This is a genomic window from uncultured Aliiroseovarius sp. (assembly GCF_947492455.1).
GTDB lineage: Bacteria > Pseudomonadota > Alphaproteobacteria > Rhodobacterales > Rhodobacteraceae > Aliiroseovarius.
This window is the reverse complement of sequence record NZ_CANLNB010000003.1, coordinates 576,785-600,905: the sequence shown is the minus strand read 5'-3', so window position 1 is coordinate 600,905 and position 24,121 is coordinate 576,785. Positions and strand designations below refer to the sequence as shown.

Here is a 24,121-nt window from a genome sequence, read left to right as displayed (position 1 = left end):
GAGAGATCACATGTCGAAAGAATGGCCCCTCTGGGAAGTTTTCATCCGCGGCCAGCACGGCCTGAGCCACCGTCACGTGGGCAGCCTGCACGCGCCGGACGCTGAAATGGCAATCAAGAACGCCCGTGACGTGTACACCCGTCGCAACGAAGGCGTGTCGATCTGGGTTGTGGAAGCACAGCACATCGCGGCCTCAAGCCCCGAAGAAAAAGGTCCGCTCTACGAGCCCTCGAATTCGAAGGTCTATCGTCACCCGACCTTCTTCGACATCCCCGAAGAAGTGGGGCATATGTAATGGCTGACAACGCACTCTTTCAATTTCTGCTGCGGATGGGCGACAACAGCCTGATCCTCGGCCACCGCGTCAGCGAGTGGTGTGGCCACTCGCCGGTGCTGGAAGAAGATATCGCGCTGGCCAACACTGCGCTGGACCTGATCGGTCAGACACAGTTCTGGCTGGGCCTTGCCGGCGAAGTCGAAGGCAAAGGCCGCACGGCTGACGATCTGGCGTTCCTGCGCGACGCTTGGGATTACCGCAACGTCCTTCTGTGCGAGCTGCCCAACGGTGACTTCGGTCAGACCCTGATGCGCCAGTTCCTCTATGACGCATGGGCGTCGGTGATGATGGGCCGTCTGATGACCTCGTCCGACGAACGCGTGGCCGCGATTGCAGCCAAAGCGTCGAAGGAAGTGGCCTATCACGTCGAACGCTCGGGCGACACGGTGGTTGGTCTTGGCGACGGGACCGAAGAAAGCCACGCCCGCATGCAAGCCGCGCTCGATTACCTCTGGCCCTATGTGGGCGAGATGTTTGACAGTGACGAGGTTGATGCAGCCATGGTCAAGGCCGGTATTGCCCCTGACCCCGCGTCCCTGCGTGAAGAATACGACGCGCTGGTGGGCAAGGTCCTGGGCCAAGCAACCCTGACCATCCCGACCGACACGTTCCACCACAAGGGCGGGCGCACGGGCTATATGCATACCGAGCATCTGGGGCACCTTCTGTGCACCATGCAATGGCTGCAGCGCGCTTATCCGGGCGCGACCTGGTAAGATGGGTCAGCCGTCAGTAGATACGATCTGGGACTGGCTGGACCAGGTGCCCGACCCCGAGATCCCCGTGATCTCGCTGGTCGATCTGGGCATCATCCGGGATGTGAAGTGGGAAGGCGACACCTTGAAGGTCGCCGTCACCCCCACCTATTCCGGCTGTCCGGCCACGTCCGTGATCAATTTCGATATCGAAACCGCGTTGCGCGACCGCGGGATCGAGAAGCTGACCCTGACACAGCAGCTGTCCCCCCCGTGGACCACCGACTGGCTGTCGAACAAGGGCAAGGCGAAGCTTGAGGAATACGGCATCGCCCCACCCTCGCCCAAAGGCGAACCAGACCGCTGCCCCAATTGCGGCGGGCACAATCTGGAACGCACCAGCCAGTTCGGCTCGACCCCATGCAAGGCGCTCTGGCGATGCCGCGACTGCCTTGAACCCTTTGACTATTTCAAGTGCATCTAAGGCACTGAGGAGACCCACTATGGCGCGCTTCCACAATCTTACTGTGACCGATATCCAGAAAACCATCCGCGACGCGGTGGTGGTAACGCTCACCCCTGACGACCCCGAAGCCTTTGACTTCACCCAAGGCCAATACATCACCTTCCGTCGCGACTTTGACGGGCAGGAACTGCGCCGCTCCTACTCGATCTGCTCGGGTCTGGACGACGGCAAGCTGCAGGTGGGCATCAAACGTGTCGATGGCGGCGCGTTCTCGACCTGGGCCAATGAAGAGCTGACCCAAGGCGCGACCATCGAAGCTATGCCGCCGATGGGCAACTTCCACATCCCGCTGGATGCCGCCACCAACCGCCACTATCTGGGCTTTGCCGGTGGGTCAGGCATCACGCCGGTTCTGTCGATCATCAAGACCACGCTGGCCCGCGAGCCGCAGTCGGAATTCACGCTGGTTTACGCCAACAAGGCCGTGACCACGATCATGTTCCGCGAGGAACTGGAAGACCTGAAGAACCGCTATATGGGCCGCTTCAACGTGATCCATATTCTGGAAAGCGACGCGCAGGAAATCGACCTGTTCACCGGTCTGGTGGACGAGGCAAAATGCGCCGCGCTGTTCAAGAACTGGATCGACATCAAATCCGTCGACACCGCCTTCATCTGTGGCCCTGAGCCGATGATGCTGGGCATCGCCAAGGCGCTGCGCGATCATGGGCTGGACGACGCACAGATCAAGTTCGAACTGTTTGCATCCAGCCAACCGGGTCGTGCGGCCAAGAAAGCCGCCAGCTCGACCGCTGCAACCGGCGACGGCATCGAGGCGGTGATCGCGATGGACGGCGCCAGCCGCACCATCACCATGGATGGCGAGACCTCGATCCTTGATGCAGCCCTCGCCAACGACATGGACGCCCCTTACGCCTGTAAGGCCGGTGTCTGCTCGACCTGCCGCTGTAAGGTTCTGGAAGGCGACGTGGACATGATCACCAACCACGCGCTGGAAGATTACGAGGTCGAGAAAGGCTATGTCCTCTCGTGCCAGACCTTCGCGCGCTCGGGCAAAATCGTCGTCGATTTCGACCAGTAAGGAGACCCCAATGTCTGATATGAGCATCACCGATTATCTGGCTCAGGGCGGTGTCCTGAGCAATCCCGAAAACGTCCCCGCGCGCTATCGCGCCGAACTGATGCGCCTGATGGCCACCTTTGTGGACTCTGCGCTGGCGGGTGCTGCCGGCTTTGCCGACATCATCAATGACGGCCCGGGCATCAAGGAACGCATCGCCGCCGCCAAGATCGTCTTGGAAAAGACCGACAATGCCGACAAGGTGCTGTCGATCATGGGCGATTTCGGCGCCAACACCGCGCGCTATGCCAACCACCACCCGTGGACGGATCGTCTGGCCCGCGACGCCGACATCGGCACCTCGCGCACTGACACGGACATGCGCCTGTCCGTCTTCAACTATCCCATGCAGGGCTGGTCGGATGCCGTGGTCATGAACCTTCTGATGGGTTTGGCCGTGGGCGTGCAGATGAGCGAATTCAAGCGCGTCTCGTATGCGCCGCTCGCCGAAGCCTTCCGCGCCGTCGGCCCGGTCGAGGCCCGTCACGCCGAACTGGCCGCCGAAGGCATCGAACGTCTGGTCGAAACCGGCACCAGCACCTCGGACCTGCAAGCCAGCGTCGACTATTGGTGGCCCCGTGTGGCGGCAAGCTTTGGCAAGGACGTGTCGACCCGCGCCAGCCAATTGCAAGCCTTCGGCCTGCGCCATTCGTCGAACGCAGAACTGCGCGAGGAATGGGAAGCTGCTGCGGCCGCTCAACTTGAAAAACTGGGGCTGAGCGCGCCTTAAGCGCCGCCCCGACCGCATACGAACAGAGGACAGAGAATGACCCTGATGAAAGTCTCCAGCTTCGCGGCTGGTCAATGGATTGCACCGGGTGCCAATGCCCGCCCCATCGCCTCGGCCATCACCGGGCTGCCGCTTGCCGAAGCGGGTGGCGCGGATCTGGATATGCAGAAGATGATCGACTATGCGCGCAATGTGGGCGGCCCTGCCCTGCGCGAGATGGGCTTTCACGACCGCGCCAAGATGCTGAAGGCGCTGGCGATGCATCTGGGGAGCCATAAGCAGGAACTCTACGACCTCAGCTTCGATACCGGCGCCACACAGTCCGACCACATGATCGACATCGATGGCGGCGTGGGCACCATGTTCGTCTTCGCCTCCAAGGGGCGTCGCGAGATGCCCGATGGCAAGGTCTACATCGATGGCGAGATCGAGCAGCTGTCGCGCAATGGCACCTTTCTGGGCATGCACATCGCGACGCCCTTGCAAGGTGTGGCCGTGCATATCAACGCGTTCAACTTCCCGGTTTGGGGGATGCTGGAAAAACTCGCCCCGACGCTGCTGGCCGGTGTCCCTGCCATTGTGAAACCGGCGACCGCGACGTCCTATGTGACCGAAGCCGCCGTGCGCATCATGTTGGACAGTGGCATCCTGCCTGAAGGCGCATTGCAGCTGATCTCGGGCGGCACAGGCGACCTTCTGGACCGTCTTGGCCCGCAGGATATCGTCAGCTTCACCGGCTCGGCTCAGACCGCGTCGATGCTGCGCTCGAACCCGAATATCCTGAAGAACTCGGTGCGGTTTGTCGCTGAACAGGACAGCCTGAACGCGTCCATTCTGGGGCCGGACGTGACGCCGGGCACCCCCGAATTTGACCTCTTTATCAAAGAGGTACATCGCGAGATGACCACGAAAGCCGGCCAGAAATGTACCGCCATCCGTCGCATCATCGCGCCGGAAGCGCAGGTGCAGAATGTGATCGAGGCGCTGTCGGCCCGTCTGGACAAAACCGTGATCGGTGACCCGCGTGCCGAAGGCGTGCGCATGGGGGCTCTGGTCTCGGCTGGGCAAAAAGCTGACGTGTTGGAGAAAGCCGCCGCGATCGGGTCAGAAAGCAAGCTTGTCTACGGCAACCCCGATGACAATGACTTCGCCGGAGACGTGGATGCAGGCGCTTTCGTAAAGCCGATGCTGTTCCACTGCGAAACCCCTGACACCGCCACCATCGTCCATGAATGCGAGGCGTTCGGCCCTGTGTCGACCATCATGGGATATCGCGACATTGCCCACGCCATCGAACTTGTGAACAAGGGCGAAGGCTCTCTGGTGGCCTCGGTCATCACCGGGTCGGGCGACGTCGCCCGCGAGGTCGCCATGGGCGCCGGTGCCTTCCACGGGCGCCTTTACTTCAACAACGCGACGTCGATGAAGGAATCGACCGGTCACGGCTCGCCCCTGCCCCACATGGTGCATGGTGGCCCCGGTCGTGCCGGCGGCGGCGAGGAAATGGGCGGCGTGCGTGGCGTGCTGCACTACATGCAGCGGACCGCCATTCAGGGCAGCCCCGACATCCTGACGTCCATCGGCAATCGCTGGGTGCCCGGCGCGACCGAGATCGAAGGCCCGGCCCATCCGTTCACCCGCAAATATGGCGAGCTGTCGATTGGCGAGACGCTGCACACCAAGTCGCGCGAGATCACGTTGGATGATATCGAGCATTTCGCCCATTTCACCGGTGACACCTTCTATGCCCATATGGACAGCGATGCGGCCAAGCGGAACCCGTTCTTCCCAGATCGCGTGGCGCACGGCTATCTGCTGCTGTCCTTCGCCGCTGGCCTGTTTGTCGAGCCCAACGAAGGCCCCGTTCTGGCCAATACCGGACTTGACAACCTGCGGTTTATGAAGCCGGTTGAAGCTGGTGACAGCATGAAAGTGCGCCTGACCGTGAAGGCCAAAACGCGCCGCACGGACGAGTATGGCGAAGTGCGCTGGCATGTCACTCTGACCAACCAGGATGACGAACTGGTGGCAGAATACGAGCTGCTGACAATGAACGCCTATTGAGGACCCGATGACACTGACCGACCCGCTTCAAGACACTCTGGCGCAGTTGCGCGACAGCAGTGATCTGCGCGTCTGGTCGGTGATCGTCACCTTGATGGGGGATCTGACCGTTATGGGCACGCCGGATGCAGATGCGTCCGGCGTTTCCGGTCAGGCCTTGGGCAAGGTCATGTCCGCCCTTGGCATTCGCCCCGAAGCCACCCGCGTAGCGCTACATCGTCTGCGCAAGGATGGCTGGATAGAAAGCACCCGACACGGGCGCCGGTCGGTCTATCACCTGACACCGGACGGGCTGGCCCAGACCAAGGCCGTGGCGGATCGCATCTATGGCCCCGCCCGCCCCACGCCTGACCAATGGCACCTGCTGGTCCTGCCGCCGCAGGCCGAGGATGATGGCTGCTTTGACAGCCTGATCGCCGAAGGCTTTAGTGAGCTGACCCCCGGCGTATTCCTGGGCACATCTGCCCCGCAAACCACGCCCGACGCCCTGCATCTTTCTGATCCGAATACCGAGTTGCCCCGTTGGGTCATCGCAACGCTCGCGCCGTCAAAGTTGCAAATAGATTCGAAGCAGTTGCGTAACGCAATTGATCGTCTGCCCCTTGATGCATTGCACGACTTACCTGCGCTGGATCGCGCCGCGCTCCGGTTGGTTTTGCTGCATGAATGGCGCCGTATTGCCCTTCGTTTGCCCGACCTTCCCGTCGAGGCGATCTGCCCCGCGCTTCAAGTGCGCGGTTTGGTGCAAGAGGCACTGACCGCACTGGGGCCTCTACCGATAGACAAGCTGACCCCCTAAACGAAAACGGCCCCGCGCGATCTGCACAGGGCCGTTCTATCATTTGCCGTCAAGATCAGGCGTGTTCCAGCAGGCCCTTCTCAGAAGCAAGCTCTTGCATGCGCTTTTGCAGCTTTTCGAACGCGCGCACCTCGATCTGGCGAATGCGTTCGCGGCTGACGTCATAGACGCCCGACAAGTCCTCTAGTGTGACCGGCTTGTCCTGTAAACGGCGCTGGGTCAGAATGTCTTTTTCGCGGTCGTTCAGAACGTCCATGGCTTGTGCCAGCAGCTCACGACGGACGTTCATCTCGTCGGTTTCTGCATAGTCGCCTGCCTGGTCGGCATCTTCGTCTTCCAACCAGTCCTGCCACTGCATCGCGCCTTCGCCGTCGTTGGACACCGTCGCGTTCAGCGACGCATCCCCGCCCGACAGACGACGGTTCATGGAAATCACCTCTTCCTCGGTCACGTTCAGATCTTCAGCGATTTTCTGCACGTTCTCAGGACGCAGGTCACCTTCCTCCAGCGCACCAATGCGCGCCTTCGCCTTGCGCAGATTAAAGAACAGCTTTTTCTGGGCCGAGGTCGTGCCAAGTTTCACCAGCGACCACGAGCGCAGGATGTATTCCTGTATCGAGGCACGGATCCACCACATGGCATAAGTCGCCAGACGGAAGCCCTTTTCCGGGTCAAACCGCTTCACGGCCTGCATCAAGCCCACATTAGCTTCGGAAATCACTTCGGCCTGCGGCAGACCATAGCCGCGATAGCCCATGGCAATCTTGGCCGCTAGACGCAGGTGCGAGTTCACCATCTGGTGCGCCGCATCACGATCTTCGTGATCCGCCCAGCGTTTGGCCAGCATATATTCCTCTTCCGGCTCCAGCATCGGGAACTTCCGAATCTCCTGAAGGTAGCGGTTCAAACCGCCTTCGGGCGTCGGGGCCGGTAAATTCTTATAGTTGCTCATTGGCGCAAACTTCTCCTGTCCGTTACCCTCATGTTTAAGGGCTTAACATCGAGATAAGCCTTACAACACTGTTTTCAAGAGGGTGTCGTCGAATTTCGTTACCAGAGTATGAACCTATTAGGGCAATTGTAAGAGGATGACACATTGCCTCACGGATTCGTGCAGAAAGTTGCAAATGCAAATTATAGCAGCGGAGCCATCATTCCAACCCCGTTGATCAGAACCCGTCTGGTAATGGACCAGCTTTCAACCTTCTTGCGCGACACGGGCAGCGAGGCGTTCAGGAAAAGCTCTTGCTTGGCCACAATCGCGCCAACCGTGTCCGGATCTGCCAGCATCATGCAATTCTCATAGTTCAGATCAAAACTGCGCCGGTCCAGATTGGGCGAGCCGATCAGAGCCACCTGCCCGTCCACGGTCAAGATCTTCGCGTGCAACAGGCCGGGTTGGAATTCGTGAATCTCGACACCTGCCTTCAACAGTGCGCGATAGAAGCTGCGCGAGGCGAAACCGACGAAGTGACTGTCATTGTTGGCAGGCACGTTCAGCCGCACCCGCACCCCGCGCACGGCGGTGGCGCAAATCTGCTGCTGCAGCGCCTCGGACGGCACGTAATAAGGCGTGGTAATCACCACCTCGTCCTGTGCCGAGGCCAGAAGCATCTGCGCCATATCCGGCACGCCCTGCACGCTGATATTGGGGCCAGTGCCCGCGACAACGGCTGGAAACCCACCGTCCGGCACTGGGGTTTCGCGCTGCAGCACGGACGAGATGTCCGCCCCGCCATTCACCATCCAATCCGAGACAAACAGCCGTTGTGACTGCCACGCCAACGGGCCCGTGATGCGCATCATAATGTCGACCCAGGGCGCGAATTTCTTCTTCACCAGAAACGCCGCGTCGGCGCAGTTCTGGCTGCCCACATAGGTCGTATCATGGTCGATCACGATGATTTTGCGGTGGTTGCGAATATCAAGGCGGCGGAAGAAGGCGGCGAACAGGGCGAAGCGGAAGGCGAAGGCCACGACGGTCTCGACCCCGGCCTCTTTCATTCTCTTCCACAGGGGATTGGCCAGCAACCCGCGCGACCCCAGCCCGTCGACGATGACCCGACAGGTCACACCCCGTTCAGCGGCCCGCATCATGGCCTCGGCCACGCGAGTCCCGTTGCGGTCCGTCAGCCAGATATAGAAGAGCAGATGCACGTGATCTTGGGCCGCGTCGATATCTGCAATCAGCCAATCAATACTCTCGTCGCTATTTGTCGTGACCTTGGCGTGATTGCCCGCCACCGGTTGAAACCCGTTGACCGACGCCGCACGCGCAAAGGACTGACGATACAGCAAGGGCAGTTCGGGCTGTGGCAGCTCTCCTTGTGGTCGCTTGGGAAGCTCGCGTCGCAAGTCTTTGAGTTTTTTGTCAGACCGTCGATCCGAGCTTGTATCCCCAAGGAAAAAATAGGCGATAACCCCCACCAGCGGCACAGACAGAATCACAACGACCCACGCCAGACGTGACGCGGCCGAGCGGTGCTCGCGCGTAACGGCGCGCGCAATGGTCCCGATGTCCAGCAGCACCAAAACCACGGCCCAGATACCGCCCCAGGATGCCCAGGAAAGCTCGGTCATGCTCGCTCTGCCTCACGCGTTTGCGTGCAGTTCAGCCCGCACGCAGGGTTTCAATTAACTCTAGCATATCGTCAGGAATGGGTGCTTCAAAGCTGAGTTTTTCGCCCGAGACCGGATGCACAAATCCCAATGTCGCGGCATGCAGGGCTTGGCGTGGGAAGGCGCGTGCGGCCTCGACCGCGTCGGGGCCGATCACCTTCACGTTCAGCTTGCGCCGCCCGCCATAGGTGGGGTCTCCGATCAGCCCGTGGCCCGCATGGGCCATATGCACACGAATCTGATGGGTCCGGCCGGTTTCCAGCCAGCATTCGATCAGCGCGGCCTGCGCGGGCGTTCCGAAACTTTCCAGAATCCGCGCCCGCGTCACCGCGTGGCGTCCGCCCGAAAACAGCACCGCTTGCTTCTGACGGTCTGTCTTGTGACGCGCCAGCTGGGTGGTGATCTTTAGGATATTGCCCTTCTCAAAGCTCGTTCCCTTGATCCCGCCCAGACGCGGATCCGCCTGATCCGGCGCGCCGTGGGTGACGGCCAGATAGTGCCGCTCGGCCGAGTGGGCTTCAAACTGCTTAGCCAGCCCGTGATGCGCTGCGTCCGATTTGGCGACCACCAGTAGCCCAGACGTATCCTTGTCGATACGGTGCACGATGCCAGGGCGCTTTTCGCCGCCGACACCGGACAGGTTGCCGCCGAAGTGATGCAGCAGAGCATTCACCAGCGTGCCCGTGGGCGTGCCCGGCGCGGGGTGTACCACCATGCCCGCAGGCTTGTTCACCACGATCAGGTCATCGTCCTCGTAAACGATATCCAACGGGATATCCTCGGGGCCGATATGACTTTCATTGGCCTCGGGTACGCGGATCTCCAGCTCGTCCCCTTCTGCCAGTTTCGCGCGCGGATCATCCATCACTTGCCCGCCCATCGTGACCGCGCCTTCGGCAATCAGCTTGGCCAAGCGGGACCGCGACAGGTTTGCTTCCTCTGGCACATCGCGCGCAATCGCCTTATCAAGACGCTTGGGCGGGTTCTCGGCTATGATGACCCGGACAAGCCGGTGCGAGGTAGACATGGACAAAACTCCTGAACAGGAACTGGACGCAGCCCTAGAGGACAGCGTGGGCCTTGGCACCGTGCGCTATCTGAAAACGATTGTCACGGCAATGACGGTGGCAACGATTCTGGGAATGATCGTGCTGATCACCGTTGTGGTGCTGCGATTCTCTCAGACCTCGCCCGAGGCAACATCCCTGCCCTTACCAGATCAGATCACCCTGCCTGAAGGCATCACTGCCGAGGCTGTCACATTGGGCCGCGACTGGATCGGCGTCGTGTCGGGCGATGAAATATTGATCTACGAGACAGACGGACAGCTGCGAAAACGCATCAACCTGCGCTGAACTAGTCTGTCTTGAGGGAGGGGGATGGTACCGACACCCCGGCTCGAACGGGGGACCTCTTGATCCACAATCAAGCGCTCTAACCTACTGAGCTATGTCGGCACGCTGGATGCGTTTACCCCCACCCGCGGGGCATTGCAAGAGGTCCCGGCTTGAAAAATGCACGAAAGCGCACTAACCCGATCAGATGAAATTCAGGAGGCCACACATGGGCATCAACGACGAAAGCGACATCGACGCAAACCTTCAGATCGGGCCGACCTCGATGGGAATGGTGCGCCTTTATGTAGAAGGTGGCGGCGTGGAACTGCCGATGGATTTCGAACCGGAAGAGGCCGAAGAAATCGCGGAAGAGATGCTGGCCGCCGCCAAACAGGCCCGCGCCTTGGCAGACAGCGCCAAATCGAAGAAAAAGTAACGTTTTCTAGACGTTGACCAAAGCCGCCACGCCGGGATCACGGAACCCCTGCAACCGGCGTGCGGCATGGGTTGCGAATTTCTGCACCATCACTTTGCGCCGCGCTGGCGCCAGCTTGTCCTCGGGCCCCATGCGCAAAATCTCGGCATCATAGCTGTCTGCGATGATCAGCCCGGTGTGCTCTGGCAAAAGCTCGGTCGGAAAGTCGGAATCAACGGCCCAGAAATAACGGTCGCACCATTCCAGATAGCCTTCCCATTTATTGTCCGAGGTGAAATCCGTGCGCGAGGATTTGCATTCAATCACCCAGACTTCGCCCTTTGGCCCCAAGGCCATCACGTCGACCCGCAGGCCGCGTGTTGGCACCAGTTCTTCCACGGTGACAAACCCGTGGCTCAACATGTGGCGGCATACGCCGCGCGCCAGCAATTGTCCGGGCATCAAGGTTTGCGATGGACTGTCCATGCCCTCACACGAACATTTAGTGAACAAAATGTCAATGCAGCGTGCGTAGCGGTCCACCCCCTTGCGTGCACCCTTGCACATGGGCCGCCCCGCGCCTATCTAGGCCGAGGCGGCTTCTGCCCTTCGCGTCACATGCGGGTAAAATTCCGGTGGCCTTAAGCAATTCCGAGGGAGCTGGCTCTGTTTGGGCCGTGGTCCACTTACCCGGCGCCCACCTGTATATACAGGTCCTCGGGAATTCAGACCCCGACGGTCGCGGTGGGGCCGCCACTTCCCCCCAATACATCCGCGCTTATTTGATCTTGTCCAGAAGCTGACCGCGCACATCCTCGGGGACGAACTTGCTGACATCGCCGCCCAGCTTGGCGATCTCTTTCACCAGTTTCGACGCAATCGCCTGATAGCGCGCTTCAGCCATCAGGAACACGGTCTCGACGCTGTCATCCATCGCACGGTTCATGCCAACCATCTGATATTCATACTCAAAATCCGTCACAGCCCGCAGGCCGCGGATGATAATCTGCGCGCCAACATCATGGGCACAGTCGATCAGAAGGTTCTGGAACGGATGCGCAACGATCTCTGTCCCGGTTTCGGCGGACAGTTTCGCGCATTCGCTTTCGACCATCGCCACGCGCTCTTCCAAGGAAAACAGAGGCCCCTTGCCCGTGTTGATGGCAACGCCAATCACCAGCCGATCCACCAGCGCACAGGCACGACGAATGATGTCCGTGTGCCCCAAGGTGATCGGGTCAAAAGTTCCGGGATACAATCCAATGCGCATGATATGATCTCCTTGCAGTGGGCGCACGCAACATTATGGCGCGCCCAAATGCAAGCTTTTTCCGCAGCGCAGCGTATTCCTACGTAAAGCATTTCGAAGCAAACTTGGGTCTCAAGTTTGTTTCGAAACGCCCGCCACACGGAAATCTGGCACTGCGCTTCGGCTTTTCCCTTCTCAGGTCAAACCCCAAACGCTTTTATTGGCCTTAGTAGCCCATGATCATGTTTTTCAGGGCATCCGCCTGCTGCGACAGCTCTTGCAGGCGCGCCTTGACCACGTCACCGATGGACACCAGACCGACCATCTCGTCGCCTTCCATCACCGGCATGTGGCGGAAGCGGCCTTCGGTCATGGTCTGCAGTACTTGAATGGCGCGGTCGCCCGGCGAACAGGTGATCAGCTTCGCAGTCATCAAGTCATCTACCGGCTGATCCAGACAGCCCGTGCCGACCTTGCCCAGCTCGGACACAATATCGCGCTCGGATAGAATACCCGCGGGATGCACACCGTCATTGGACACGATGACCGCACCGATTTTCTTCTCAGACAAAAGCTGTGCCGCATCTGCCACCTTGCTGCCTGGCTTGACCGTAGCAACGCCCTCGATGTTCTTATCTTTGAGGATCTGGTGAATGAGCATGGGCGCCCTCCTGACTGTATGTATTGTATTTTTCTGTCCCCAGCGTCACCCTTTGCGCAACAAAATGTCAAGCGCTCTTTGCAGCTGCAGCACTAAACTTCTACCATTTCTTCTAGACGGGCCACTTCGTCGCGAATGCCGCGCAACAGCTCTTCGCCGACACGGGCAAACCGTTCCATGCGGGCGTCGCCTTCGTGACGCACCAGATAGAAGGACCGTTTGATCGACAACTCGTCCGTCAACACGCGTTTCAGTTCTGGTGTCGAGGGCAAGATGAAGTCATGCGTGACCCCAATTCCGCCGCCCTGCTTCACCAGCCCCAGCTGCACCGACACCAGATTCGACGCCAGCGCCGTCTTCTCAACCCCGAGGTCTTCAAGGAAATCCAACTCGGGGTACGAGATCATGTCCTGAATATACCCGACCACCGGATGATTGCGTAGATCCGCCAAACCGTCCAAGGGCGCGGCCTGTGCCAGATAGCTGTGCGCGGCCGCCAAATGCAGATGGTAATCCGTGATCTTCTGCACCGTGATCCGCCCCGTTTGCGGCGGAGACACCGTAATCGCCATATCCGCCTCGCGTTTGGACAGGTTGATCACACGCGGAAGGGCAACGATCTGCAACTCCAACTCTGGATGATCGCGCTGAATGGCAGCGCAGACCTGCGGCAAGATGAAACTGGCCACCCCATCCGTTGCGCCGATCCGCACCTGCCCGGATAGTTGCCCTGACTGCCCTGCCAGCTCGTCCACCCCAGACATCACCGCCTGCTCGGCCCGTTCGGCATGGGCCATCAGACGCAGCCCCGCATCTGTCAGCGCATACCCTTGCGGAGACTTCGTGAACAAAGGCAGCCCCAGATCCGCCTCGAGCTTCGACACCCGCCGCCCGACCGTGGCCGCATCTCGCTTCAACACCCGCCCAGCACGCGACAGGCTTTCCCCGCGCGCCACCGCCAAAAACACTTTCAGATCATCCCAATCCACCGCGACCGCCCCTTCCTCTTGCATCAAATACCTTGGGGTGAGGCCGTCAGGCCGAGGGGCAAAGCCCCTAACCATTCCCGCACCACACCCGCACTATTGCAAAAATGCAAAACGCTTTTGGAAAACTACCCCTTTTCCCGGCAATTCTGCAAGACTATCCTGCGCTGGAAATTTGGGAGATTTACCATGCAGAAACTTGGACACTGGATCAACGGCCAGATGGTCGAAGGTACGTCGGGCCGCTACGCCGACGTCTACAACCCCGCCACCGGCGAAGTGCAGGCACAGGTTGCTCTGGCCACCAAGGCCGAGCTGGACGACGCTGTCGCCAAAGCCGCCGAAGCTCAGAAAGCCTGGGGCGCAACCAACCCGCAGAAGCGCGGCCGCGTGATGATGGCTCTGGTTGGCCTTCTGAACCGCGACATGGACAAGCTGGCAGAAGCCCTGTCGCGCGAGCATGGTAAAACCATCCCCGACGCAAAAGGCGACGTTCAGCGTGGTCTGGAAGTGATCGAATACTGCATCGGCGCTGCCCAGATGATGAAGGGCGAGTTCACCGACAGCGCGGGCCCCGGCATCGATATGTACTCGATGCGTCAGCCGCTGGGTGTTGTGGCCTCGATCACGCCGTTCAACTTCCCCGCCATGATCCCGCTCTGGGGTATGGGCCCGGCTCTGGCCGCGGGTAACGCGATGATCCTGAAACCGTCCGAGCGTGACCCCTCGGTGCCGCTGATGCTGGCTGAGCTGTGCAAAGAAGCTGGCCTGCCCGATGGTGTGCTGCAGGTTGTGAACGGCGACAAAGACTCGGTTGACGCCATTCTGGACAACGAAACCGTTCAGGGCGTGGCCTTCGTTGGCTCGACCCCGATCGCGCACTACATCTACTCGCGCGCAACCGCCAACGGCAAACGTGCGCAGTGCTTCGGCGGCGCGAAAAACCACATGATCATCATGCCCGACGCGGATATGGAGCAAGCTGCTGACGCTCTGGTCGGCGCAGGCTTTGGTGCGGCTGGCGAACGTTGCATGGCGATCTCGGTTGCTGTTCCGGTTGGCAATGAGACCGCAGACAAGCTGCGCGACGCGCTGGTCCCGCGCATCGAGAAGCTGAAAGTGGCACCTTACACTGCAGGCGACGACGTGGACTATGGCCCGGTTGTGACCGCAGCCGCCAAGGAAAACATCCTGCGTCTGATCAACTCGGGTGTGGAACAGGGTGCAGATCTGGTTGTCGACAACCGCGACTTCACGCTGCAAGGCTACGAAGACGGTTTCTTTGTTGGCCCGCACCTGTTTGACAACGTCACCACCGACATGGACATCTACAAGCAGGAAATCTTTGGCCCTGTTCTGTCGATGGTCCGCGCCGAGACCTATGAAGAAGCCATCGGCCACGCCATGGATCACGAGTACGGCAACGGCACCGCGATCTTTACCCGTGACGGTGACACTGCCCGTGACTTTGCCAACCGCATCAACATCGGCATGGTCGGCATCAACGTTCCGATCCCGGTTCCGCTGGCCTATCACACCTTTGGCGGCTGGAAGAAGTCGGGCTTTGGTGACCTGAACCAGCACGGCCCGGACGCGTTCAAGTTCTACACGCGTACCAAGACCGTGACCCAGCGCTGGCCGTCGGGCATCAAAGAAGGTGGCGAGTTCAACTTCAAAGCCATGGACTAAACCCACACGCGGTTTACACGAAACGCCCCGGTCACTGGCCGGGGCGTTTTGCGTTTCATGGTCCCTGCCTGCTTGTCCCTTCGGCATTCTCTTGTCAAAGTGGACCCGCGCGACGCAGACAGGAGGACAGGCCATGGCCCGACAAGCCCCCACATTCTCGATCGGGATCGAGGAAGAATACCTTCTGGTGGATCGCGACAGCCTTGCCCTACGCGAAGCCCCCGACGAAATGATGGAGGCCTGCCGCGCAGAGCTCGAAGGCCAAGTCAGCCCCGAATACCTGCAATGCCAGATCGAAATTGGCACCCGCGTCTGTGCCAATGTGACCGAGGCGCGCGATGACCTGAAACGCTTGCGCGCCAGCGTCGCGAAGAACGCGAAAGATTACGGACTGGCCCCGATTGCGGCGTCCTGCCATCCGTTTGCCAGCTGGAAAGACCAGCACCACGTCAACAAAGACCGCTATAACGATCTGCGCCGCGATCTTGCGGGCGTTGTGCGCCGGATGCTGATCTGTGGGATGCACGTGCATGTGGGCATCCCCGATCCCGACACGCGCATCGACCTTGTGAATCAACTGTCCTATTTCCTGCCACACCTTCTGGCGCTATCGGCCAGCTCGCCTTTCTGGCAGGGCGAGGATACGGGGCTGGCGTCCTATCGCCTGACCGTTTTCGACAACCTGCCCCGCACCGGGCTGCCGCCGCAGTTGGGCAGTTGGTCGGAATATGAGCGATCCGTTCAGGCGCTGGTGGATATCGGCGTGATCGAGGACAGCTCGAAAATCTGGTGGGACCTGCGCCCGTCGGCCCGCTTCCCGACGATCGAGGCACGCATTTGCGATGTACAACCCCGGTTGGAAGACACGCTGTCTTTGGCAGCATTGATCCAATGTCTGACCCGGATGCTGTGGCGCCTGAAGGCCAAGAACCAGCGCTGGCGGCTCTATGACAACTTCCTGGTCGGTGAAAACCGCTGGCGCGCCCAGCGCTATGGCGTTTCAGGCGGGCTGATCGACTTCGGCCAAGGCGAGATCGTAGAGTTTGACGCGCTGCTGGAAGAAATGATCGAGTTGACCGCCGAAGACGCCCAGTTCCTAGGCTGCCAGGCCGAGGTCGAACACGCCCGTACCATCCTGTCCGGCGGTGTTGCTGCAGACCGGCAGCGCGCTGTCTTTCAAGACAGCATTCAGGCCGAAAAACCGAAAGAGGAAGCCCTGCGCGACGTGGTCCGCCATTTGGTCGACAGTTTTCACGAAGGGCTATAGCGCCTCGCGATTTCTACGTGAGTTTTCTGATGGTTAGCCTTGGCAGCACCTTGTCTCGCGGTGCAACAGTGACAGGGCTTGAAAAACTCCTGTAAGGATTGCCTCATAAGCTCCGTGCAAACACGTGGACGGGAGGACCAGATGGATTTCGCGCTGACCGAAGAGCAGACCCTTATCTTCGACATGGCCAAAAGCTTTGGCGAAGAAAACATTGCACCAAATTCCGAGAAGTGGGAGGCCGACGGCACCATCCCACGCGAGCTGTGGCCGCAACTGGCCGAGCTGGGTTTTGGCGGCGTTTATGTGTCGGAAGAATACGGTGGATCGGGCCTGTCGCGCCTTGATGCCACGCTGATTTTCGAAGCTTTGGCGATGGCCGATCCGTCGGTTGGCTCGTTCCTGTCGATCCACAACATGTGTGGCGGCATGATCGACAAGTTCGGCAAGGAAGAAGACAAGCAGAAATGGCTGCCTGCGCTCTGCTCGATGGAGAAAGTTTTCTCGTACTGCCTGACCGAACCCGGATCGGGCTCGGATGCGGCGGCCCTGAAAACCCGCGCGGAAAAGACCGACGCGGGCTATGTGATGAACGGCAACAAAGCGTTCATCTCGGGCGGCAACTATTCTGACGTCTACGTCACCATGTGCCGCACCGGCGACGATGGCCCCAAAGGTATCTCGACCGTTGTGGTGGAAAACGGCACGCCGGGCCTGAGCTTTGGCGCCAACGAACGCAAGATGGGCTGGAAAGCGCAGCCGACCTCTCAGGTGCAATTCGACGATTGCCTTGTCCCGCATGAAAACCTGCTGGGCGAAGAGGGCAAAGGCTTCACCTATGCGATGGCCGGTCTGGACGGTGGACGTCTGAACATCTCGGCCGGGGCTTTGGGTGGCGCCCAAAAGGCATTGGATCTGACCCTGCAATATATGGGCGAGCGCAAGGCGTTCGGCAAAACCATCGACCAGTTCCAGGCACTGCAGTTCCGTCTGGCCGAGTACGAGACCAAGCTGCAAGCCGCCCGCACCTTCCTGCGTCAGGCGGCGTGGAAGCTGGATAACGGAGCGCATGATGCCTCGAAGTTCTGCGCCATGGCCAAGCTGATGGTGACGGATGTGTCTTTCGAGGTTGCAAACGGCTGCCTGCAGCTGCATGGCGGTTATGGCTACTTGTCGGATTACGGCATCGAAAAGATCGTCCGTGACCTGCGTGTCCACCAGATCCTTGAAGGCACCAACGAAATCATGCGCCTGATCGTCGGGCGGCAGTTGTTGGCAGAACGCGACCGCGGCTAATGGCAGACATTCATATTCGAAAAGAAGGCAAGGCTGGGCGGATCACATTGACCCGCCCCGAGGCGCTGAATGCGCTTAGCTATGACATGTGCCTTGAAATTGACGCGGCCCTGATCAAATGGGCCGATGATGACGACGTGGCGCTGATCCTGATCGACGCCGAGGGCGACCGCGCCTTCTGTGCCGGTGGTGACATCCGCGAAATTTACGAGATTGGTCTGTCGGGCGATCACACCCGCGCGCAAGAATTCTGGCGCGACGAATATCGCATGAACGCGCGCCTGTTTGAATTCCCCAAACCCGTGGTCAGCTTCATGCAGGGCTTCACCATGGGCGGCGGCGTCGGCGTGGGCTGTCACGGCTCGCACCGGATTATGGCGCGCTCGTCGCGGATGGCGATGCCGGAATGCGGGATTGGCTTGGTGCCAGATGTGGGTGGGTCAATGATCCTGGCCCACGCACCGGGACGGTTGGGCGAGTATATCGGCATGACCGGTGCACGCCTCGCCCCGGGCGATGCAATCCATGCAGGCTTTGCTGACTACGTGATCCGTCAGGCCGAATGGGACGCGCTGAAAGCGGATCTGATCCGTACTGGCGACCCTAGCCATATTGACGAAGCCGCGATCCCGCCGATCCCCGGCAACCTGTCAGCCATGCAGCCGATGATCGACGCGCATTTTGGCGGCGGCAGCCTAGGCGAGATCGTTGCGTCCTTGCGCGCTGAAGATAGCCAGTTTGCTGAAAACACGTTGGAGCTTTTGGGCCGAAACTCGCCCCTTTCGATGGCCTGCACGGTCGAGATGCTGCACCGCATGGCGGGTACCCGTGACGTGCGGGCGTCGCTGGAACTGGAATACCGCTTCGTCTACCGCGCGCTGGAACACTCCGATCTGGTGGAAGGCATCCGCGCCGCCGTGATCGACAAAGATCGCAACCCGAACTGGGAATACGACATGGAAAACCTGCCGAAAGAGGCAGTCGAACATATGCTCGCCCCTCTGGGCGACAACAAACTGACATTCTAGGGAGAACCTCATGAAAATCGGATTTATCGGACTGGGCAACATGGGTGGCCCGATGGCGACGAACTTGGCCAAGGCCGGTCACGAGGTCACCGGCTTTGACATGGCCCCGGTCGACATCGAAGGTGTGGCGCTGGCCGCGTCAGGTGCCGAGGCTGCCGCAGGCAAAGATGTGGTTGTAACCATGCTGCCCAACGGCCAGATCCTGCGCGCCGTGGCCAACGAAATCGTGCCCGCGATGGACAAGGGCACCGGGTTCGTCGATTGCTCGACCGTGGACGTGGAAAGCGCGCGTGCGGTGGCGGAACAGGCCGCGGCAGCCGGCATGCTGCCCGTAGACGCCCCCGTGTCGGGCGGTGTTGGCGGCGCGGCCGGTGGCACACTGACCTTTATGGCAGGTGGTTCGGAAGAAGCCTTTGCCAAGGCCGAGCCCCTCTTTGACATCATGGGTCAGAAAGCCGTGCATTGCGGTGACAGTGGCGCGGGTCAGGCCGCCAAGATCTGCAACAACATGATCCTTGGCATCACCATGATCGGCACCTGCGAAGCCTTCGCGCTGGCCGACAAGCTGGGTCTGGATCGCCAGAAGATGTTCGACGTCGTGTCGACCTCGTCGGGCTATAGCTGGACGATGAACGCCTATTGCCCCGCACCGGGTGTTGGTCCTCAGTCGCCCGCGGATAACGACTATCAGCCGGGCTTTGCCGCTGAGCTGATGCTGAAAGACCTGCGTCTGAGCCAGCAAGCCGCGGAAGCCGCAGATGCCGACACCCCGATGGGTCAGGCCGCGACCGAACTGTATACGCAGTTCGTCGAAAACGAAGACGGTCTGGGCATGGATTTCTCGGCCATGTTGCCGCGCTTTGAAAAACGCGGTCGCAGCTAAGACGCGTTCGGTCTAGCTTATGGGTATGAGTTGGACCGAACACACTGACCAGATCGCCGGGCTGGACGCGCCAGCCCGCGCGCTTCTGGATACGCTTTCCCCGATGGAGGTGCCCGAAGGCGCCGTTCTGTTTTGCCCCGGCGAAGCCGTGAAAGGCTATGTCGTCATGCTGTCCGGGCAGGTCGACGTGAACCTGATCGGCCCCAATGGGCGCGATATTCTGCTTTACCGCGTGGCGCCGGGCCAAAGCTGCATCCAGTCGACGCTGGGTCTGTTGGGTGGCGACGATTATACCGCCGAAGCAACCGCCGAGACCCCTGCCCGTCTGGTCCTGATCCCGCGCGACGTGTTCTTTGCACTTCTCGACAGCTCACCTGGCTTTCGACGTCTGGTCTTCGGTGCCTTTGCCGAACGCATGCAATCCATGATGCAACTGATCGAGAACGTGTCCTTCATGAGCGTCGAGGCGCGGCTGGCCGCCCTCATTCTGGACCGCTCTGGTCCAGACGGAGCGTTGCACATGACGCAAGCCGAAATGGCCACCGCGATTGGCACTGCCCGCGAGGTCATCTCGCGCCGATTGGACAAGATGGCCCATTCTGGATCGGTGGCGCATGAACGCGGGGTGGTGACCATTCTAGATCGCAAGGCGCTGAACGCAATTGTCAGCGGGACAGCTTTTTGATCGCCTTGTGTGACCACGTCACATGCCTTTCCCGTAACGCCTTGCTAAAAAGGGTTCAGATAAGGAAAGGAGTTCATCATGCTCAAGAAAAACGAAGATAATCTGGATCGTATCCTGCGCGTTGTTGCAGGTCTTGCACTGTTGGGGTGGTACTTTTTCGCAGGCGGCCCGGTCTGGGCTTTGATCGGTGTGGTTCCGCTGGCCACCGGTGCGCTGGGATCCTGCCCGCTTTACACCGTCTTCGGGATCAACACCTGCAAGCTTAAGAATTAAGTCAGGTTTTCTTCAGAAAATCGCAACGCTCGTCCGCTAGACAGGTCGACGTAGCGAGTGGAAAAGTTTGCGCCGGACCTTTTGGGGCCCGGCGCTGTTCTTTTATTTGGTTATGATTTCCGGCCCCATGAAGGTGTTGGGCAGGAAGGTCGATAGCCACGGTATGTACGTGATCATGATCAGGAAGACGAAGAGCACGGCCAAGAAGGGCAGTGCTGCACGCACCACTGACATCATCGGCATACCGGCGACACCACTGGTCACGAAGAGGTTCAGACCCACCGGTGGCGTAATCATCCCGATCTCCATGTTCACCACCATGATGATGCCCAGATGGATCGGGTCGATGCCCAGTTCGATGGCAATCGGAAACACCAAGGGTGCCACGATGACCAGCAGACCCGAGGGTTCCATGAACTGACCACCGATCAGAAGGATCACGTTGACGACGATCAGGAACATGACCGGACCGAAGCCTGCGTTCAGCATGGCACCTGCGATCTGCTGCGGCACCTGTTGCTCGGTCAGCACGTGCTTCAGGATCAGCGCATTGGCAATCACGAACAACAGAGTAACGGTCAGCTTACCCGCCTCAAACAGCGTGTGCTTTGTGTCCGGGTGGAAGAGCGACGTGATCAGCGCCTGCGGCTTCTTAAACAGGCTGACCTTCTCACCGGTCGATGCCTCGAGGTTGCCAGCCGACACCCCAGCTGCGGCCCCAGCGAGCGGGCCCATATCCTTGTAGACAAAGGTTGCAATCAGGAAGGCATAGACAGCGGCGACAGCGGCGGCTTCGGTCGGGGTAAAGATACCGCCATAGATACCGCCCAGGATGATGACAATCAGGAACAGACCCCAACCGGCTTCTCGACCGGACTCGATGATCTCGCCCCAGCCTTTCCATTCGCCCTTGGGCAGGTTTTTGACCTTCGCGATGACATAGATCGTCACCATCAGCATGAAGCCCGCCAGAAGGCCCGGGATCACACCAGCCAAGAACATCCGGCCAACCGACACCTCAACCGAGGCAGCATAGACCACCATCACGATCGACGGCGGGATCAGGATGCCCAGCGTACCTGCGTTACAGATCACACCTGCGGCAAACTCCTTGGAATAACCCACTTGGCGCATGCCTGCGATCACGATCGAGCCGATGGCGACCACGGTTGCGGGCGACGAGCCCGACAGGGCTGCGAACATCATACAGGCGAACACACCCGCAATCGCCAGACCGCCCGGAAGGTGGCCAACACACGCGATCGAGAAGCGGATGATCCGGCGCGCCACACCACCCGTCGACATGAAGCTTGAGGCTAGGATGAAGAACGGGATGGCCAGCAGGGTGAAGTGCCCCTCAAAGGCTTCGAACAGCGTGCCTGCGACCGATGCCAGCGTGGCGTCCGAATAGAACAGCAGAAACAGGATCGAACTGAGGCCCAGGCTGACTGCGATCGGCACACCGATCAGCAGAAGGCCGATCACCATTGCAAAAAGAATTACGACGTCCATCAGTCATGCTCCCCCAATTGCTCACGAACTTCCTGGATCTCGTCCTCGACTTCGTGGCTTGCGACCAGACGGTCAGTTTTTCCGCTCCAGATCGCAAGCGACGCCTGCAGGAATCTAAAGAGCAACAGCATCATCGAGATCGGCAGAACAATGTAAGGCACGACTTTCGGAAGCTTTTCATAGCTTTCGCCGTAGTTGATCAGGTCTTCCAGAAACGCAAAGAGCCCAATCATCGGCACGTCCTGTACCTCGTAGAAGGATTGCGAGCGGAACTTGTCGACAAACCCCGTCGGGAACCAACGACCCGAGGTGGGCGGCAGGTCGGCGAAAACGGCCCAGTAGTCATACGCGCCCTTCACCATGAAAATGGAGAACAGGACACAGGCGGCCGCTGCAATCAGTCCCAGAACACGCGCAACCGCGGGCGGAACCATGTTGACGATCGCATCAACGCCCAAGTGGCTATGTTTCTTCACCGCATATGAAGCGCCCAGCAGCACCAGCCACCCGAACAGGAACACGGTCAGTTCCAGCGCCCACAGAATATTTGAATTGAACCCGAAACGGGCAATGACGTTTGCGAAGGTAATCGCCGTCATCAACCCAAGGAGCGTCGCGATAAGCGTCTCCTCGATTCGGTCCACGAAGGTGTGCTTGTGTTGCATGTCCTCGTCCCCGCAGAATTTTTGCTAAAGATGCGGGCCCGATGGGGCACCGCGACACCAGTGGTGTTCCGGGACGCTGATGCGCGTCCCGGAGAGTTTTGAATGGCTTACGAGCCTGCGTTGATGGCTTGTGCCGCGTCGATGTTTTCCTGACCTACATCGTCCGAGAACTGCGCCCAAACCGGCTTCATCGCATCGACCCATGCCTGACGCTGTGCGGCGTCCAGCTGGCGGACTTCACCACCGGCGTCGATGATCGACTGCTTGGCAGCTTCGTTCACGGCGGTCGATTCCGCGTTACGTGCGGTGGTCACTTCCGACAGGATGGTCAGGAACTGATCGCGTACATCGGCATCAAGGCTTTCCAGCCAGTCGATGTTGGTCACAACCAGATAGTCGATCACACCGTGGTTGGTTTCGGTGATGCCGTCCTGAACTTCGAAGAACTTCTTACCGTAGATATTCGACCAGGTGTTTTCCTGACCGTCCACAACACCCTGCTGCAGGCCGCCATACACTTCCGAGAAGGCCATTTTCTGCGGGCTACCGCCGATGGCTTCCATCTGGGCAACCAGCACGTCCGACGACTGCACGCGGAACTTCAGGCCGGCAGCATCAGTCGGCAGAACCAGCGGCTTGTTGGCCGACATCTGCTTCATACCGTTGTGCCAGTATGCCAGCCCTTGCAGGCCGCGGCGCTGCATGCTGTCCAGAAGGGCCTGTCCGCTTTCCGAAGCCTGGAAGGCGTCGACCGCGTTGATGTCATTGAACATGAACGGCAGGTCAAAGATGCGGAATTTCTTGGTGAACTTTTCGAATTTCGACAGCGACGGTGCAGCCAACTGAACGTCGCCCTGCAGCATGGCTTCCAGAACTTTGTTGTCGTTGTAGAGCGTCGAGTTCGGGAAAACCTCCATACAGGCTTTGCCGTTCATCTCGTCGTTGACACGCTGTTCCAGAAGCGACGCAGCGATCCCTTTCGGGTGCTTGTCGGTGTTGGTGACGTGGCTGAACTTGATCACGATCTCGCCGTCGTCACAGGCCGCCTGTGCGGTGGTGACAGAGGCTGCAATGGCCAGGGCCGAAGCCGCAATGGTCAGGAATTTCATGTGGTGTCCTCCCAGACAGATAGAGTAAGCGCCGCAAAAATGGGCAACTGCTCTATAGGCTCACGGCTTCGTGACGCCGCCAAGGGGAACCAGAAAAAACTCAAGAAATGTTGGGTTTTTCGTTTGTTTACGGCAGGTTGTCGCGCCTAAAGCTGAGGGCATAGCGGACTTGTAGCTGCAGCATGGGCGGAAAGTCACACAGGTGATTGTGGGATTTG

General features: G+C 59.7%; 26 protein-coding genes and 1 tRNA gene. 16 read left to right on the top strand and 11 right to left on the bottom strand.

Annotation, left to right across the window (positions count from 1 at the left end):
- Positions 1-10 precede the first annotated feature (10 nt).
- From paaB to Q0677_RS09595, 7 genes are read left to right on the top strand one after another with little or no spacing between them, the layout of a single operon-like run.
- A complete protein-coding gene (gene paaB / locus Q0677_RS09625) occupies positions 11-295 on the top strand; it encodes a 1,2-phenylacetyl-CoA epoxidase subunit PaaB (RefSeq protein ID WP_108856777.1) in 285 nt (94 codons plus the stop codon).
- Positions 295-1,053, top strand: coding sequence for a 1,2-phenylacetyl-CoA epoxidase subunit PaaC (paaC, locus tag Q0677_RS09620; protein WP_282182917.1), 759 nt, complete (start codon positions 295-297; stop codon positions 1,051-1,053). The genes paaB and paaC overlap by 1 nt, the downstream gene beginning before the upstream one ends.
- A gap of 1 nt (position 1,054) precedes the next feature.
- Positions 1,055-1,516 carry a 1,2-phenylacetyl-CoA epoxidase subunit PaaD gene (gene paaD, locus Q0677_RS09615; protein ID WP_298908985.1) on the top strand — a complete coding sequence of 154 codons (462 nt, stop codon included), beginning with the start codon at positions 1,055-1,057 and terminating at the stop codon, positions 1,514-1,516.
- A 19-nt stretch (positions 1,517-1,535) separates the two neighbouring features.
- Complete coding sequence (locus Q0677_RS09610; RefSeq protein WP_282182915.1) at positions 1,536-2,600, top strand: 2Fe-2S iron-sulfur cluster-binding protein; 1,065 nt, start codon at positions 1,536-1,538, stop codon at positions 2,598-2,600.
- A gap of 10 nt (positions 2,601-2,610) precedes the next feature.
- Positions 2,611-3,369, top strand: a complete 759-nt coding sequence (locus Q0677_RS09605) for a Phenylacetic acid catabolic protein (protein ID WP_298908980.1) — start codon at positions 2,611-2,613, stop codon at positions 3,367-3,369.
- A gap of 36 nt (positions 3,370-3,405) precedes the next feature.
- Positions 3,406-5,433 (top strand): phenylacetic acid degradation bifunctional protein PaaZ, encoded by a 2,028-nt coding sequence (paaZ, locus tag Q0677_RS09600; RefSeq protein WP_298908978.1) that lies wholly within the window; start codon positions 3,406-3,408, stop codon positions 5,431-5,433.
- Between the two features lie 7 nt (positions 5,434-5,440).
- Complete coding sequence (locus Q0677_RS09595; RefSeq protein WP_298908977.1) at positions 5,441-6,232, top strand: PaaX family transcriptional regulator; 792 nt, start codon at positions 5,441-5,443, stop codon at positions 6,230-6,232.
- A gap of 55 nt (positions 6,233-6,287) precedes the next feature.
- On the opposite strand, the gene rpoH is transcribed toward Q0677_RS09595, so the two are convergent.
- The 3 genes from rpoH to Q0677_RS09580 all read right to left on the bottom strand — a co-directional run bounded on the left by rpoH (position 6,288) and on the right by Q0677_RS09580 (position 9,878).
- On the bottom strand, positions 6,288-7,184 hold the full coding sequence (gene rpoH / locus Q0677_RS09590; RefSeq protein ID WP_298908974.1) for an RNA polymerase sigma factor RpoH: 897 nt from the start codon (positions 7,182-7,184) through the stop codon (positions 6,288-6,290).
- A gap of 182 nt (positions 7,185-7,366) precedes the next feature.
- Positions 7,367-8,812 (bottom strand): cardiolipin synthase, encoded by a 1,446-nt coding sequence (gene cls / locus Q0677_RS09585; RefSeq protein WP_298908971.1) that lies wholly within the window; start codon positions 8,810-8,812, stop codon positions 7,367-7,369.
- A gap of 31 nt (positions 8,813-8,843) precedes the next feature.
- Positions 8,844-9,878, bottom strand: coding sequence for an RluA family pseudouridine synthase (locus Q0677_RS09580; RefSeq protein WP_298908968.1), 1,035 nt, complete (start codon positions 9,876-9,878; stop codon positions 8,844-8,846).
- On the opposite strand from Q0677_RS09580, the gene Q0677_RS09575 reads away from it, so the two are divergent.
- The gene (locus Q0677_RS09575) at positions 9,877-10,206 is read left to right on the top strand and encodes a DUF6476 family protein (RefSeq protein WP_298908965.1); all 330 of its coding nucleotides are present in this window, start codon (positions 9,877-9,879) and stop codon (positions 10,204-10,206) included. The genes Q0677_RS09580 and Q0677_RS09575 overlap by 2 nt on opposite strands.
- A 25-nt stretch (positions 10,207-10,231) precedes the next feature.
- Here the strand turns inward: Q0677_RS09575 and Q0677_RS09570 are convergent.
- Positions 10,232-10,308, bottom strand: a tRNA-His gene (locus Q0677_RS09570).
- 106 nt (positions 10,309-10,414) lie between these two features.
- Here Q0677_RS09570 and Q0677_RS09565 point away from each other — a divergent pair.
- Complete coding sequence (locus Q0677_RS09565) at positions 10,415-10,624, top strand: DUF6324 family protein (RefSeq protein WP_298908963.1); 210 nt, start codon at positions 10,415-10,417, stop codon at positions 10,622-10,624.
- A gap of 6 nt (positions 10,625-10,630) precedes the next feature.
- On the opposite strand, the gene Q0677_RS09560 is transcribed toward Q0677_RS09565, so the two are convergent.
- The 4 genes from Q0677_RS09560 to Q0677_RS09545 form a co-directional block, all read right to left on the bottom strand.
- Positions 10,631-11,089 carry an MmcB family DNA repair protein gene (locus tag Q0677_RS09560; protein WP_298908960.1) on the bottom strand — a complete coding sequence of 153 codons (459 nt, stop codon included), beginning with the start codon at positions 11,087-11,089 and terminating at the stop codon, positions 10,631-10,633.
- A gap of 292 nt (positions 11,090-11,381) precedes the next feature.
- On the bottom strand, positions 11,382-11,873 hold the full coding sequence (coaD, locus tag Q0677_RS09555) for a pantetheine-phosphate adenylyltransferase (RefSeq protein ID WP_298908957.1): 492 nt from the start codon (positions 11,871-11,873) through the stop codon (positions 11,382-11,384).
- A gap of 205 nt (positions 11,874-12,078) precedes the next feature.
- Positions 12,079-12,513: a CBS domain-containing protein gene (locus tag Q0677_RS09550; RefSeq protein ID WP_298908954.1), complete on the bottom strand. Its 435-nt coding sequence runs from the start codon at positions 12,511-12,513 to the stop codon at positions 12,079-12,081.
- Positions 12,514-12,605: 92 nt separating this feature from the next.
- Entirely contained in the window at positions 12,606-13,526 is a 921-nt protein-coding gene (locus Q0677_RS09545; protein WP_298908953.1) for a LysR family transcriptional regulator, read from the bottom strand.
- Positions 13,527-13,688: 162 nt separating this feature from the next.
- Here Q0677_RS09545 and Q0677_RS09540 point away from each other — a divergent pair, with 162 nt between their 5' ends.
- From Q0677_RS09540 to Q0677_RS09510, 7 genes are all read left to right on the top strand, one after another.
- Positions 13,689-15,188 carry a CoA-acylating methylmalonate-semialdehyde dehydrogenase gene (locus Q0677_RS09540; RefSeq protein WP_133487965.1) on the top strand — a complete coding sequence of 500 codons (1,500 nt, stop codon included), beginning with the start codon at positions 13,689-13,691 and terminating at the stop codon, positions 15,186-15,188.
- A 133-nt stretch (positions 15,189-15,321) separates the two neighbouring features.
- Positions 15,322-16,455: a carboxylate-amine ligase gene (locus tag Q0677_RS09535; protein WP_298908946.1), complete on the top strand. Its 1,134-nt coding sequence runs from the start codon at positions 15,322-15,324 to the stop codon at positions 16,453-16,455.
- A gap of 141 nt (positions 16,456-16,596) precedes the next feature.
- On the top strand, positions 16,597-17,748 hold the full coding sequence (locus Q0677_RS09530) for an acyl-CoA dehydrogenase family protein (protein WP_282182902.1): 1,152 nt from the start codon (positions 16,597-16,599) through the stop codon (positions 17,746-17,748).
- Positions 17,748-18,776: an enoyl-CoA hydratase/isomerase family protein gene (locus Q0677_RS09525; RefSeq protein WP_298908944.1), complete on the top strand. Its 1,029-nt coding sequence runs from the start codon at positions 17,748-17,750 to the stop codon at positions 18,774-18,776. The genes Q0677_RS09530 and Q0677_RS09525 overlap by 1 nt, the downstream gene beginning before the upstream one ends.
- A 10-nt stretch (positions 18,777-18,786) precedes the next feature.
- Entirely contained in the window at positions 18,787-19,659 is an 873-nt protein-coding gene (gene mmsB / locus Q0677_RS09520) for a 3-hydroxyisobutyrate dehydrogenase (RefSeq protein ID WP_298908941.1), read from the top strand.
- Positions 19,660-19,684: 25 nt separating this feature from the next.
- Complete coding sequence (locus Q0677_RS09515) at positions 19,685-20,344, top strand: Crp/Fnr family transcriptional regulator (protein WP_298908938.1); 660 nt, start codon at positions 19,685-19,687, stop codon at positions 20,342-20,344.
- Positions 20,345-20,422: 78 nt separating this feature from the next.
- On the top strand, positions 20,423-20,617 hold the full coding sequence (locus Q0677_RS09510; RefSeq protein ID WP_298908935.1) for a DUF2892 domain-containing protein: 195 nt from the start codon (positions 20,423-20,425) through the stop codon (positions 20,615-20,617).
- A gap of 102 nt (positions 20,618-20,719) precedes the next feature.
- Here the strand turns inward: Q0677_RS09510 and Q0677_RS09505 are convergent, their stop codons facing one another.
- The 3 genes from Q0677_RS09505 to Q0677_RS09495 all read right to left on the bottom strand — a co-directional run bounded on the left by Q0677_RS09505 (position 20,720) and on the right by Q0677_RS09495 (position 23,903).
- On the bottom strand, positions 20,720-22,129 hold the full coding sequence (locus Q0677_RS09505; protein ID WP_133487980.1) for a TRAP transporter large permease: 1,410 nt from the start codon (positions 22,127-22,129) through the stop codon (positions 20,720-20,722).
- Complete coding sequence (locus Q0677_RS09500; RefSeq protein ID WP_298908930.1) at positions 22,129-22,794, bottom strand: TRAP transporter small permease; 666 nt, start codon at positions 22,792-22,794, stop codon at positions 22,129-22,131. Before Q0677_RS09500 ends, Q0677_RS09505 begins: the two co-directional genes overlap by 1 nt.
- A gap of 107 nt (positions 22,795-22,901) precedes the next feature.
- Positions 22,902-23,903 carry a DctP family TRAP transporter solute-binding subunit gene (locus Q0677_RS09495; RefSeq protein WP_298908927.1) on the bottom strand — a complete coding sequence of 334 codons (1,002 nt, stop codon included), beginning with the start codon at positions 23,901-23,903 and terminating at the stop codon, positions 22,902-22,904.
- Between the last annotated feature and the right edge of the window lie 218 nt (positions 23,904-24,121).

Coding starts and splice junctions, on each gene's coding strand:
- paaD (WP_298908985.1), top strand. CDS start 1,055: ATGGGTCAGCCGTCAGTAGATACGATCTGGGACTGGCTGGACCAGGTG.
- Q0677_RS09525 (WP_298908944.1), top strand. CDS start 17,748: ATGGCAGACATTCATATTCGAAAAGAAGGCAAGGCTGGGCGGATCACA.
- mmsB (WP_298908941.1), top strand. CDS start 18,787: ATGAAAATCGGATTTATCGGACTGGGCAACATGGGTGGCCCGATGGCG.
- Q0677_RS09560 (WP_298908960.1), bottom strand. CDS start 11,089: ATGGACAGTCCATCGCAAACCTTGATGCCCGGACAATTGCTGGCGCGC.
- Q0677_RS09535 (WP_298908946.1), top strand. CDS start 15,322: ATGGCCCGACAAGCCCCCACATTCTCGATCGGGATCGAGGAAGAATAC.
- Q0677_RS09575 (WP_298908965.1), top strand. CDS start 9,877: ATGGACAAAACTCCTGAACAGGAACTGGACGCAGCCCTAGAGGACAGC.
- Q0677_RS09545 (WP_298908953.1), bottom strand. CDS start 13,526: ATGCAAGAGGAAGGGGCGGTCGCGGTGGATTGGGATGATCTGAAAGTG.
- Q0677_RS09610 (WP_282182915.1), top strand. CDS start 1,536: ATGGCGCGCTTCCACAATCTTACTGTGACCGATATCCAGAAAACCATC.
- Q0677_RS09540 (WP_133487965.1), top strand. CDS start 13,689: ATGCAGAAACTTGGACACTGGATCAACGGCCAGATGGTCGAAGGTACG.
- coaD (WP_298908957.1), bottom strand. CDS start 11,873: ATGCGCATTGGATTGTATCCCGGAACTTTTGACCCGATCACCTTGGGG.
- paaZ (WP_298908978.1), top strand. CDS start 3,406: ATGACCCTGATGAAAGTCTCCAGCTTCGCGGCTGGTCAATGGATTGCA.
- Q0677_RS09550 (WP_298908954.1), bottom strand. CDS start 12,513: ATGCTCATTCACCAGATCCTCAAAGATAAGAACATCGAGGGCGTTGCT.
- Q0677_RS09595 (WP_298908977.1), top strand. CDS start 5,441: ATGACACTGACCGACCCGCTTCAAGACACTCTGGCGCAGTTGCGCGAC.
- paaC (WP_282182917.1), top strand. CDS start 295: ATGGCTGACAACGCACTCTTTCAATTTCTGCTGCGGATGGGCGACAAC.
- Q0677_RS09605 (WP_298908980.1), top strand. CDS start 2,611: ATGTCTGATATGAGCATCACCGATTATCTGGCTCAGGGCGGTGTCCTG.
- Q0677_RS09565 (WP_298908963.1), top strand. CDS start 10,415: ATGGGCATCAACGACGAAAGCGACATCGACGCAAACCTTCAGATCGGG.
- Q0677_RS09580 (WP_298908968.1), bottom strand. CDS start 9,878: ATGTCTACCTCGCACCGGCTTGTCCGGGTCATCATAGCCGAGAACCCG.
- rpoH (WP_298908974.1), bottom strand. CDS start 7,184: ATGAGCAACTATAAGAATTTACCGGCCCCGACGCCCGAAGGCGGTTTG.
- Q0677_RS09515 (WP_298908938.1), top strand. CDS start 19,685: ATGAGTTGGACCGAACACACTGACCAGATCGCCGGGCTGGACGCGCCA.
- Q0677_RS09500 (WP_298908930.1), bottom strand. CDS start 22,794: ATGCAACACAAGCACACCTTCGTGGACCGAATCGAGGAGACGCTTATC.
- Q0677_RS09510 (WP_298908935.1), top strand. CDS start 20,423: ATGCTCAAGAAAAACGAAGATAATCTGGATCGTATCCTGCGCGTTGTT.
- Q0677_RS09505 (WP_133487980.1), bottom strand. CDS start 22,129: ATGGACGTCGTAATTCTTTTTGCAATGGTGATCGGCCTTCTGCTGATC.
- Q0677_RS09530 (WP_282182902.1), top strand. CDS start 16,597: ATGGATTTCGCGCTGACCGAAGAGCAGACCCTTATCTTCGACATGGCC.
- paaB (WP_108856777.1), top strand. CDS start 11: ATGTCGAAAGAATGGCCCCTCTGGGAAGTTTTCATCCGCGGCCAGCAC.
- Q0677_RS09495 (WP_298908927.1), bottom strand. CDS start 23,903: ATGAAATTCCTGACCATTGCGGCTTCGGCCCTGGCCATTGCAGCCTCT.
- cls (WP_298908971.1), bottom strand. CDS start 8,812: ATGACCGAGCTTTCCTGGGCATCCTGGGGCGGTATCTGGGCCGTGGTT.